Raw genomic sequence first — 11,199 nt, 5'->3', positions numbered from 1 at the left:
GCGGCGTGGTTGGCGGTGCGGTGCTCGAAATCGGCGGTGTGTGAGCTGATGCGGATCGCCTGGCGCACAGTCGGGGCGATCCTGGCCCGTGTGTGACAGCCGACGACGTCCGCCGCGTGCTGGAGGCCGTCACCGATGAGCCGGCCCTGGTATTCGGCAGCAGCGGTGGCGCCGTCACCGGGCTTGCGCTCGCTGTCCTGCACCCGGAACGGGTGCGGACGGTCGTCGCTCACGAGCCCCCGATGATCGAGATGCTGCCGGATGCCGAGCAGGTCCGCGCACAGGTTCGGGACGTGTACGACACGTACTTGGCAGCGGGCGCCGGTGCGGCGTTCGGGAAGTTCATGGCCATGGCAGGGTTCGAGGTGCCAGAGCCCGATCCGGCGTCGCCGCCAGCACCACCGTCTGAACAGGACCAGGCTGACGGCGAGCGGATGCTTGCGCACAGCCTGCTGCCCGTCACCAGCTACCGCCCCGGCATCGCCGCATTGAAGGCCGCACCCTCAAGGGTCGTGATCGCTGGCGGCGCGACGTCGAGCGGTCAGCTGGCGCACCGAAGCGCCAGCGCGCTCGCCGATGCGTTGGGCGGTCCACTGGTCGAGTTTCCCGGCGGTCACGGTGGTTTCCTGGAGCCGGGCGACGGACCGGAGGCTTTCGCGCGCGTGCTCTGCCAAGTTCTCGCCGAGGACTCCTGACTATTAGGGATCATCCCGCCAGCCGGTAGCCCGTGGGGGTAGGCCGGAGGGCACGGCGACGGCGAACGTCGTGAGCACATGCACCGTGGCAACGCTGACTCGCTGGTGTTCACCACCAGGGCTTGAGCCCGTCAGGCCGCGTCGGTGGCCGAGTATCCGGCAGGCGGTCCAGGCGGGGGTTCGATCGTGACGGGAGCCGTCGAGGTGATCCCGAGGCGGCGGGCACGCCGGTCGATCCAGCACGTGTAGACCATGGTGATGAGCGTGCTCGGCAAGACCTCCCACACATCGTAGGCGCCGCTGTGGTCCAGGCTCGGCACCCCGTGGGGCGCGGCGGCCAGGGCGAAGGTGAGGTTGTTCGCCACGTGCAGGGCGATCGCCGCCTCAAGCCCTCCGGTGCGGATGGTCAGCCAGCACATGGCCATCGCGAAGACGAAGAGGTCGACGACCACGAGCGGTTCGGTGTAGTCGTGCAGTACGACGAACAGCAACGAACTGGCCACCGCACCGGGCCACGGCGTGCGGGTCCAGGACGCGAAGGTCTGCACGAGCCAGCCGCGGCAGACGTATTCCTCGGTGGCAGCCTGCAGGGGGATGACCGCCATCGAGATGGCGACCACCGCCAGGAACGTCAGCCACCCCGGCCACGACGCGGCGTCCCACCCGTTTAAGACGAGGTCGACGGCGGTGACCAGGATGAAGCCCAGGAAGGCCCACCTGGTGCAGTAGCCCAACCACCGCCACCGCAGCCGTCCATCCACACTGGACAACGTGCCCACCGGCCGGCGCTGCGTTGTCCTCGTGACCAGGAGGACGACGGGCAGGACGACGGCGATGGATACGAAGCCGAGCGCGAAGTTCCACATCGGGTCCGCGAACCCCAGCTCCGCATCCATCCCGACGCCCACCGCGAAGGCCACGACCATGGCGGCGCTGTAGGCCAGCAGCATCAGCGCCATCGCGAGCACGGGGAACAGCACGAGGCCCACCAGCGGTCGCCACCAGCGGTGTGCCGCGGTGCGCGCGAGCAGGTGGTACGGAGTGCCCGGACGGTGGGCTTCGGCGGCGACGGCCGATCCCCCTTGGAGGTGCATGTAGGTCCCTTCGGTGTGGTCGTGGTGGCTCCGCTCGAGAACCCGCCGCTCGCCCAGTCGTGTGCCGATAGTCTTCGCCGCGTGGCCGATCGTCCATCAATGAAACGTGACGAGTGGGCCACCGGCTTTGGCCGGTGGGGACTCGCGTCGAGTTCGAGCTGCAAGTGAAACGCGCGTGTGATGATTACGTGACCGTGGTCCGAACACGGCAGGTATTTGGCGCGTGGGTGCTGGGAATCAGCGGAGAACGGCGGCCTGACCAACGATGCAGGGCTGATGGTCGATTCGGAGCGCGTGTGCTCCTCAGGCGCTGGGTCTTCGCGCCATCGTCCTCAGTGGACCCGCGTCAGCGGACCTCGTCGGGTTCGGACGGCGAGCCAGGCCGGTCGTGTTGCTCCTGGCGGAACACCCACCAGCGGGAGGCGGTGTAGGTCAACAGCGCTACGCACGCCCCGGCGAACAGCCTGGCCAGCCGGAAGTCGCCGCCCAGCGCGGAAACGCCCGTGGTCACGCCAATGGTGAGCCCGTAGTCGCAGGCGACGACCATCGCATAGCGGAGGACCTGGCCGCCGACCGGGGCGTGCGACCGGAAGTTGACCGTTCGGTTGAGCACGAAGTTCAGCAAGAAGGCGAACACGTACGACACGGTCACGGCGACCGGCAGCGGCAACGGGGTCCAGGCGCGCAGCGACGTCAGGATGGCGAGGTCGATCAGGAAGGTGAACCCGCCCAGGATCGCGAAGCCAGCGAACTCGCGGGAGACCACGCGGCGAAGCCAGGCCGGAAGCCGGTCAAGCCACGAGGTGAGCAGGTCGCCGACCCGCTCGGCCGCGCGAGCCCTGGTCGTCGTGGCCTGCTCGTCCATCCTCACCCCAGCGCACCAATCACATTCCGGCAGCAGCCGACACAGCCAATCGGCGGAGTCGCTGGCCCGCCCATCCTATGGAAGCCCCTCGGCGTCAGGTGCTCGCGGACCGGCGGGCGACATCTTCTCGCCCGCTGTTCAGAGATTGTTCGAATTCCGTTCCGCCGCCGTATCCAATCGGTCCGCGAACGTCCAAAGCGGATCGAGTCGATCGGCGGCGAGCTCGGTCAGATGACAACCCCAGGCCAGGACCGGCAGGGACCGCAGGTGGACCAGCACGCACATCAGGGCCAGGAAGCCGCTGCTTTACGGCAGCACCCGGCGGAAGATGTCAACTTCCCGGCCAGCCACACCGACCGCCCCGGCAGCGATGGCCAGGTTCTCCGCCGAAATCATCTTGCCGAGCACGCCCGGAGCCCTAGGCTGCGGCGGTCAGCAGCGGATCGATGCCCGCCAGCTCCGCGGCGGCCACCTGCAACACCCCGAACAGCGAGTTCGACGAGGGATGGCAGCCAACCGGGTAAGCAGGCCGGGGATGAGAAGGGCGCCGCAGAAGATTCGAACACGCCGTCGAGGTAGACGAACGACCCCGGGGCGGGCGGGGCAGTCTTGGCGAAGCGCGTCCGGGCCCCAGCTCGCCGGACTGCAGGAACATCAGAATTTCACAGTGGATTTATGCCGGGCCGGGCGCCCGCCGCCGTCGTGGTTGGATCTCGGGCAGGTGCTCGCGCACGAGCAAACCGCTGAGCACTACGATCCACAGCGCGGTCAGCCCACCGGGCAGGTAGGTGGCCAACACGCCGCCGGGAGCGATCGCGCCGGCTCCGCCGAGGACGGTGAGCGCGCCCAGGATCCGGATGACGGCGACGAATCCGGAGAACCACGCCGCCCACTGCGGGAGAACCCCGGTCCGCGCGATGGCGGCGGCGCATGCCGCCAGCGGCAGGGCGACGGCCATTCCCGCGAGCGTGCCCACGGCGGCCACCGCGCTGTAGGGCGCGGAGGCGAGACCGATCAGCATGGGATGCGCGGTCAACGCGTAGGCCGTACCGCCGAGGATCGATGCCCCGAGGAACCCGATGGTGCCGGTGAGCACGAAGCCCGCCAGCACGACCGCGGGGGCGTCGCTGTTTGGATCGGCCAGCCTGAACGCGGTGGCGAGCGTGGCGCCGAACCAAACGAACAAGGCCACCGCGGCGGCGTTGAGCACGGCCGCGGCCATGATCACGTCGCGCGAGTTGGTCAGGTACAAGGCGATGGTGTCGCTGGAGGCAGTGATCCTGGGAGCGCCGCGGAGCAGGATGCCCGCCACGATGGCGAGCACGAGCGAAGCGAGGCCGGCCAGCCCGCCCCAGCGCATCTCGTGGCCTTCACTCATCGATTCCTCCCGGCGACTTCGGTGAACACGATTTTCGTCGAGCGTTGCGGGCGGAGGGCATGCAGTCATGCGGCCAAAGGTCCTCTGTTGCCACAGCCCTTGCGCCACACCACGAACGCCCCTCACACGGCTCCCACGAGCAACTCGCGTCCGGTGACCATCTCCCCTTGCAGAAGACGCTGCGGGCTGCGCGACCGTCGGGGGACCCCGTCGGCTCATGGCTGAGAGGGACGACGGTCGGCCATGACGGGTCTGCGCACCGATCTGTACGAGCTCAGGATGGCGGCCAGCTACTTGCGACCGGACATCACAGCCCCGGCGGCCTTGCGCTTGTTCGCGCGGAAACTCCCGCGCGAACGCCGTTTTCTCGTCGCGACCGGCCTCGCCGACTGCCTGGACTTTTTGGCGCGGCTGCATTTCAGCGCCGACGACTTGACCTACCTCGGCGACGTCGTGCACCTGGAGGAAAGCGACCTGGCGGCGTTGGCGGAGCTGCGCTTCACCGGTGACGTGTGGGCCGTGCCCGAAGGGCGGGCTGGTCTTCGCCGGTGAGCCCTTCCTGCTCAGCGGGAGTGCGGTTGGCCGGGATACCACCAGTTCGATGGCGGCGCTTTCCGGTTCGCTCCGCGTTCAACGGCCGCAGGCAAGGCGACTTCGAGACCGTGCGCCACGACGGTCCTGCTGATGTCCGACGGCGACACGATGCCCACCAACCTGCTGTCGTTGAAGACCAAGATGCGGCCGTCGGTGGACTCGCACAGCCGGGGCAGGACGGCTGCCAGGGGCTCGTCCGGTGCTGCGGTGGGCACGCGGTCCATCGGGCAGGCGGCGTCGCGCAGCGCGGTCGTCGGTCGGTCATGCGTGGCTAGGCAGCGGACGCGGCGGAGGGAGACCAATCCGCCGACGCTGCCGTCCTCGCGGAGCACCGGGAAACTGGCGTGCCCGCGTTCGCGGCCCAGAAAATCGCCGACCGTCAACCGGCCGTCGACCGCCTCGACCGGATGCGACATCACATCCCGCACCCGCACTCCGGCCAGGGCCAACCCCACGCGGGCCTGGCGCTCCTCGGCGAAGGCCACGTTCGTGATGAACAACCCCAGCAGGACCCACCACAGTCCGGCGGCCCCCTGAGTGATCAACTGCGCGAATCCCGCGGCGATTAGCAGGTAGCCGAGCCCGAGCCCGGCGCGTGCCGACCACACGGCCGCTTTGAACCGGTCCCCGCGCCACCGCCACAGCGCCGCGCGCAGCACGCGGCCACCGTCCAGCGGAGCCGCCGGAACGAGGTTGAACACCGCCAGCACAAGGTTCAGCAGGGCCAGGTAGGTCAGCACCCCGACGATCAGGTCGCTCGCGTCCGATCGGGCCGCGCCCCAGGCCAGCGCGCCGAAGACCACGCCCACGGCCGCGCTGGTTACGGGCCCGACGATAGATATGCGCAGGTCAGCGCCGGGGCTGCGCGCTTCGCCCCGCAGTCGGGCGATACCGCCCAGCAGCCACAGCGTGATGCCCTCGACGGCGACGCCGTTGCGGAGTGCCACGATCGCGTGCGCGAGTTCGTGCGCCAGCAGCGAGCCGACCAGGAGGACCGCGGCGGCGACCCCGGCCAGCGCATAGCCGAGGGAGGAGTGCCCGGGAAACGCCAGCGGCAGCTGGTAGACGGCCAATCCGGCGGCGACCAGGACAACGATGCCGAGCACGCTCCAGTGCAGCCCGATCCGCACCCCAACCACTCGCCCCACCGGGAGCGTTCCTCCCATGACCGCACCTCGCGACCTGCCGGATTCAGCGTTTCCCCCAGTGTGCCTCCCCAGCGACCGCCCGGCGGCGGTGCACTTCCGGCAGGAAGTTTGCCAGCGGCGTCACGTCGGGTCGCGCACAGGACAGTGCGGACTGACACCAGAACATATCGCCCAAACGAGGCGCATGGCGCAACGATTCCGGCGGGACGATGAGCCGATGCCGGCGCGGTCACTCGCCGCCTTTCTGGATGTACGAGCGCACGAACTCGGCGGCGTTCTCCTCGAGGACGTCGTCGATCTCGTCCAACATGGCTTCAGTGGTGTCGTCGAGTTCGTCGCGCCGGTCCTGTCCGCTGGGCGTCGGCTCAGGTGTCTCGTCTTCGGACCGGTCGTGCCGCTTGGGCCTCTCCTGGCGCATCCGGTGCCTCCCTGCGGTCGTCGCGCGTGCCCACCACCCGCGTTCGGTACTACCGGCGAACCTGAAGCCCGCTGAGGACGAGGGTCGCGAGCGCGAACAACACCCGCTAGGGCCGATGGGCCCCAGCGGCACCGGCGCCGGGCCTACACCGACGCGACCAGCGCCGCTGCTGGCGCAGAACGGCCCCGGTCGCCGCGTGGGGGGGCGGGGCCGGGGCTCCTCGCGCGTCGGGTCGAGCCCGCGCGGGAGCCGTCAGGTCTTGGGGTCGTCGCGCTGCTTGTCGTCGACCTGCTGCGGGCTGGGCTTACCTGGTTCCAGCTTGTCCCGCCCCTGCTCGGTGGCGGTCTTCTCGTCGTCCTTCAAGCCGCGCGCCTCGGCCTTGAGCACGCGGGCGGACTGGCCGAGCGAGCGGGCCATCTGCGGCAGCTTCGCCGATCCGAACAGCAGCAGGACCGCGGCGAGCACGATCAGCCAGTGCCAGGCACTGAGCGAACCCATGGGTGCACTTCCATTCGCTGTCGTGGACACCTGAGCCCTGCGACGACGCCGTCGGCCGGGCTGGCGACCGGTGCGAGGATCTGCGGCATACCGGCCCCGTGAGACCAGGTGACCCGTCGTTTCTCAACAGGGTGCAGTGTATACCCGAACCCGGCCGGTCCTAGCGTGCGCGCCCGATAGCTGACCAGGACAAATCCGCGTCTGGATCTCGCTCGGGCAGCGCCGGGCATCTTCCGCGCCGACCCGGAGATCCGGTTCGAGCGCCGGGGAGTGGTGCGTTCACAGGTCGGTGTGTGAAGCCGAGCAGCCGAGTTGTGATGGCGCGACCGACGAGTAGCGCTGCTAGGAGGGGCTCGTCCGGCGAATTCACCCGCATCTGCATCGAGTCGGGTCCATCCACTGTGGTCGGCCTCGGGGACAGGTCAGATTGCGCTGGTGGCACGGCGATCCGCTGGGACGGCGAGGACGGACGAACAGGAGATGCAGACTTCCTGTCTGCAGAGTCGTCGAGCGATCCACTGCGGATGATCTGACGACCGTGTCAGTAAACCCGGAAAAGGGGCATCGCCCGCATTCATGTCCCCTTTTTGGCGTCCAGGGATGAAACCCGCTCGCACTGGACGAAATGTCCCACCATGCCATCGACTCCTGGAGTCCTTCAGCGATTTTCCCGCTCCGGAGGGATTCCGGTCGTGATCTCTCGGGGAGGGATGAGGCGGTCCGGGCGGCCGTTGGTGACGATCGCTCGATCGACCGCACGGTCCCGATCCGCCAACCATCATCGAACAACAAACCCGGTACTTGACACCCGGTCTGGTCATCGATGCCCAGCGACAGCCGAAATCTGACAGCTGAGCGAATGCGTTGGCGAGCCTCTCCAAACCGGCATTCAACCGGACACCGAGCCGAGCCCAGCGGCGCTGGACGTTGGTCGACGCGGCTGTTGACGGTGGAGCAACCACCACCTGACGACGAAGTCCGGCTGGAGTACTAGCCGATGTTGGTAGGCAACATGCGATGTTCTACTACCCAAGCGGTGATTTGTGATCGCGAGGTGAATCCGAGCTTGGAAAGGATGTGTTCGACGTGACTCTCGGCTGTCCGCTTGGAGATCACCAGTGTTTCGGCCATCTTCTTGTTGCTCATTCCCTGGGCGACCAGTTGGGCTATCTCTCGTTCCCGCCGGGTGAGCGGATCCGTATGTTCTTCCTGACGCTCACTGGTTGGCTTGGTCTGTTGGCCTGTGGCGTAGCCAATAGCCTGTTCAAAAGTTGATTGACCGCCCTGTGAGAATTCCTTCTCGTACGCTTCGGGGCCGATCGCGTCACGTACCAGGGACACGTGGCGATTGTGGTAGTCGACAAAATAGGAAACAAGTGTTCCGCCCATTCGCTGGCGAATCATGTGAGCAGAGCCGAACAACCGGGCGGCCTCCTTGTGGTGTTGGTCGCTCGCTGCTATCCACGCCAGAGTCTCGATGGATTGCGCGGTTCCGAACTCGTCGTCGAAGCCGTGTTGGAGTATGAGGCCTTGGCGTACCAATTCACGGGCGTGTTGCGCCTGTCCCTGCCGCCAATGCTGGATTCCAAGACCCCAGAAAGCATAAGATCGACGCCAACTCTCGTTGTGGCGGTCACACAACGCGAGGAGTTCCCGCCAGTACGCGGTGGCCTGCTGCTTACCGAGAATCGACGTGCTCAGTGCGAGGAGGATCAAGGCAGTGGGGAACCACTGTAGCTCCTCGACGCCGCGATATCGGTCGACGAAGTCTTCGAGGAGAGAAACCGCTCCGGGAAGGTCTCCGCGAAACATCGCCGCGTAGGATTCAGGAACTGTGAATAAGAAAGAGGCGGAGTCGTCGTGGAGGTCTTGCTGTAGGTCCTTTCCCCTCTTGATCATTTGATGCGCGGCGTACACATCGTTTTGAAGCAACGCGAAGTAGCTGGCCATCGACATGGCGCGAAGTGCGACCACGCTCGTCGCGTCGCCGTGGCTGAGGAGGCGGTCGACCCAGTGGCGTGCCTCGTTCATGAGCCCGTTGGCACGCCAGTACTCGTGGAGGCAGGACGCGATGTGCAGGCCGGTGCCGATCTCGTCGCTGGACTGGGTGAGGCAGAAGTCGAGTGCGGTGCGCAGATTGGGGTGTTCCAACCGCATGCGACCGAACCAGTTGGCTTGCTCCGGGCCGAACCATGCACCGGCCATGCGAGAGGCGAGCCCGCTGTACCAGGAGAGGTGACGTTGTCGTACTGTCGTTTCTTCCTTGGACTCGCGGAGTGCTTGCCGACCGTACTGGCGGATCGTTTCCAGTACCTGGTAGCGCACGACCCCTGCGCGTTCCTGCCGGATGAGGATCGATTTTTCCAAGAGGCCGGCAATGGCGTTCAGAACAGCCTGGGAAGGGAGTCCCTCGCCCGAGCAGACAGCTTCGGCCGTATCAAGGTCGAAGGTTTCAGAAAAGACTGAAAGGCGTAACCACAGCGTCTTCTCTTGTTCGGTGCACCGGTCAAAGCTCCAGTCGATCAGTGCGCGGAGTGTCTGATGGTGGGGAAGTACGTCGACTCTGCCATGGTCGAGAAGATCGAATCGATCGCCCAGCCGTTGCACGATCTGCTGTGGGGAGAGAGCTCGTAGATTGGCTGCCGCAAGCTCGATGGCTAATGGTAGACCGTCCAGTTGTCGGCAGAGTTCGGAGATCGCACTGGCATTACTTTCGTCGACGGTGAAGTCCGGAACCGTGGCAGCCGCTCGGTCCGCGAAGAGGGCGAAACCTTCGTACTTGGTGAGAGTGTCTATGGGCTCACTGCCATGCGGGCACGCCAAGGTCGGTACGGGGAAGATATGTTCCCCGGCGATCCGTAATGCCTGCCGAGTGGTGGTGATGACCCGCAGCCCGGGGCATTTTTCCAGTAAAATACTGGTCATCGTTGCGCACGCTGGCAGCAGGTGTTCGCAATTGTCGAGGATCAGCAAGAGCTGCTTGTCAGCCAGTCGTTCGGCAAGTCCGCTGAACGTCCAGCGGGTTGACTGATCACGAATCCCGACAGCCGTCACCACCGTCTGGACCAGCAGTTCCTCGTCGTCCAGACTTGCCAACTCGACCAGCCAGACTCCGTCTCGAAACGCTCGGGTGAGCCTCGACGCGACCCCCAGCGCCAACCGTGTCTTGCCTGCTCCACCGACGCCAGTGAGGGTGACCAATCGGGAGGATGCCAGCAGGTTTCGCACCCGGACCAACTCGGTCTCACGTCCGACGAAGGTGGTGAGTTCGCCGGGCAGGTTTGTCCTGACTTGCGATGTCGCGTGCTTTTCCATAGCACAGTGACACTAGCTCGGGCACCGCCGTTCGGTCGAGGTTGACCTTCGCGAAGCCTCGTGATCGCCCATGGTCGTTTCGGATGTTATTCCTGTCAACTTCCGTGATGGCTGAGTGAGCGGCTGGACGGCAAGCCGGTACGCGCTGGTCCCGGCAAGCGTGCTCACCCCGCTTCCCGACGGGCTCGATCTGGAGCAATAGTCAAGACCTGGGATGAAGATTGTTAGGCGGCGGTGGGTGGGGCGTGGTCGTCGGGGCGTTCGACGAGTTTGCCGTGCTCGAAGCATGCTCCGGCGCGGATGAGTGCGACGAGTTGGGGTGCGTTGACCGCGCGCCAGCGGGTCTGGGCTGACTCGATGAGTTTGAATGCCATGGCCAGTCCGGCCGCGCGTGAGCCGGGGCCTTTGGTGACCTTGCTGCGGTGCCGCACGGTAGCGAAGGTCGATTCGATGGGGTTGGTGGTGCGCAGTGCTCTCGCCCGGCACTGCGGACCGCGCTCTTATTAGGTGCTGCTCGCTGCCGACTGCTGGGGGCCGGGAGCGCAGAACCTCGCGTGTGCCCCGCCCCTCCGGCTGGACGGCGCCGTGTACCAAGCGCCCGCGACACCGAGCGGGGCCGCCATCACCGCTGGTGGCGTGCCTTGCGTCAACTGATGTGCAAGGCGGCCCGTCGCGGACGCGGGTGTACCGTGGCTGCGACGGTCCTTCTGCTGAGAAGGTCAGCATGAGCTTGGAACACCTCGCCGTCCTGCTGCTCGCAGGTTTGTTCATCCTCGGCCCGGAGAAGCTGCCCGAGGCCGCCGCGTGGGCGGGGCGGACGATGCGGCAAGTGCGCGGGTTCGCCGCGGATGCGCAGCAGCAACTCCGGTCGGAACTGGGCGACGAGTACCGCGATCTGCGCGAGCCCCTGCGGCAGCTCAACGAGCTGCGCGGCCTCGACTCGCGGCGCGCCGTCGCGAACTTCCTGCTCGACGACGCTCGCCCCACCAAAACGCTCGCCGGCCAGCCGGCGAATGTCACGGCGAATTCCGTTGAACGGCCTGGTTTCCTGCGCCCGGGCGAGCCGCCGCCCTTCGACGTCGAGGCCACCTGAGAGTCGATGCCGCAGCTCGAAACGCACCACCTCCCGAACGACTGGTGACAGAACTTCCACAAGTTCCGATACGCGCGTAAGCGAGACTGTGCGCCAGATCA

The 11,199-nt window shown here is 66.7% G+C and carries 11 protein-coding genes and 2 pseudogenes; 4 read left to right on the top strand and 9 right to left on the bottom strand.

The genetic code is table 11. The features are described 5' to 3' along the window. Together ACWDKQ_RS22980 and ACWDKQ_RS22975 are read left to right on the top strand one after the other, a co-directional pair. Window positions 1–93 (top strand): annotated as a pseudogene (locus ACWDKQ_RS22980) (helix-turn-helix domain-containing protein); the annotation flags it as partial. Further along, on the top strand, window positions 93–695 hold the full coding sequence (locus ACWDKQ_RS22975) for an alpha/beta hydrolase (RefSeq protein WP_450140807.1): 603 nt from the start codon (window positions 93–95) through the stop codon (window positions 693–695). The pseudogene ACWDKQ_RS22980 and the gene ACWDKQ_RS22975, both read left to right, overlap by 1 nt. 131 nt (window positions 696–826) lie before the next feature. Here ACWDKQ_RS22975 and ACWDKQ_RS22970 read toward each other — a convergent pair whose 3' ends face one another. From ACWDKQ_RS22970 to ACWDKQ_RS22955, 4 genes are all read right to left on the bottom strand, one after another. Beyond that, complete coding sequence (locus ACWDKQ_RS22970) at window positions 827–1,789, bottom strand: CPBP family intramembrane glutamic endopeptidase (RefSeq protein ID WP_450140806.1); 963 nt, start codon at window positions 1,787–1,789, stop codon at window positions 827–829. Window positions 1,790–2,135: 346 nt separating this feature from the next. After that, on the bottom strand, window positions 2,136–2,654 hold the full coding sequence (locus ACWDKQ_RS22965; protein ID WP_450140808.1) for a GtrA family protein: 519 nt from the start codon (window positions 2,652–2,654) through the stop codon (window positions 2,136–2,138). Between the two features lie 306 nt (window positions 2,655–2,960). Further along, window positions 2,961–3,062, bottom strand: a complete 102-nt coding sequence (locus ACWDKQ_RS22960; protein ID WP_450140805.1) for a hypothetical protein — start codon at window positions 3,060–3,062, stop codon at window positions 2,961–2,963. A gap of 265 nt (window positions 3,063–3,327) precedes the next feature. Then, complete coding sequence (locus ACWDKQ_RS22955) at window positions 3,328–4,032, bottom strand: hypothetical protein (protein WP_450140804.1); 705 nt, start codon at window positions 4,030–4,032, stop codon at window positions 3,328–3,330. Window positions 4,033–4,275: 243 nt separating this feature from the next. Here ACWDKQ_RS22955 and ACWDKQ_RS22950 point away from each other — a divergent pair, with 243 nt between their 5' ends. Further along, window positions 4,276–4,584 (top strand): hypothetical protein, encoded by a 309-nt coding sequence (locus ACWDKQ_RS22950; RefSeq protein WP_450140803.1) that lies wholly within the window; start codon window positions 4,276–4,278, stop codon window positions 4,582–4,584. Between the two features lie 11 nt (window positions 4,585–4,595). On the opposite strand, the gene ACWDKQ_RS22945 is transcribed toward ACWDKQ_RS22950, so the two are convergent. From ACWDKQ_RS22945 to ACWDKQ_RS22925, 5 genes and pseudogenes are all read right to left on the bottom strand, one after another. Continuing rightward, window positions 4,596–5,792, bottom strand: coding sequence for a site-2 protease family protein (locus ACWDKQ_RS22945; protein ID WP_450140802.1), 1,197 nt, complete (start codon window positions 5,790–5,792; stop codon window positions 4,596–4,598). Between the two features lie 211 nt (window positions 5,793–6,003). After that, window positions 6,004–6,192, bottom strand: coding sequence for a ubiquitin-like protein Pup (locus ACWDKQ_RS22940; protein WP_450140801.1), 189 nt, complete (start codon window positions 6,190–6,192; stop codon window positions 6,004–6,006). 252 nt (window positions 6,193–6,444) lie between these two features. After that, window positions 6,445–6,690: a Sec-independent protein translocase subunit TatA gene (gene tatA, locus ACWDKQ_RS22935; RefSeq protein ID WP_450140800.1), complete on the bottom strand. Its 246-nt coding sequence runs from the start codon at window positions 6,688–6,690 to the stop codon at window positions 6,445–6,447. Window positions 6,691–7,680: 990 nt separating this feature from the next. Continuing rightward, window positions 7,681–10,005: a LuxR C-terminal-related transcriptional regulator gene (locus ACWDKQ_RS22930; protein WP_450140799.1), complete on the bottom strand. Its 2,325-nt coding sequence runs from the start codon at window positions 10,003–10,005 to the stop codon at window positions 7,681–7,683. Between the two features lie 224 nt (window positions 10,006–10,229). Then, window positions 10,230–10,475: pseudogene (locus ACWDKQ_RS22925) on the bottom strand (IS256 family transposase); the annotation flags it as partial. 254 nt (window positions 10,476–10,729) lie between these two features. Here ACWDKQ_RS22925 and ACWDKQ_RS22920 point away from each other — a divergent pair. Then, window positions 10,730–11,098: a twin-arginine translocase TatA/TatE family subunit gene (locus tag ACWDKQ_RS22920; RefSeq protein ID WP_450140798.1), complete on the top strand. Its 369-nt coding sequence runs from the start codon at window positions 10,730–10,732 to the stop codon at window positions 11,096–11,098. Window positions 11,099–11,199: the final 101 nt, after the last annotated feature.

It is taken from the genome of Saccharopolyspora sp. NPDC000995 (assembly GCF_053599315.1).
This window is presented reverse-complemented; position numbering and strand designations above follow the sequence as displayed.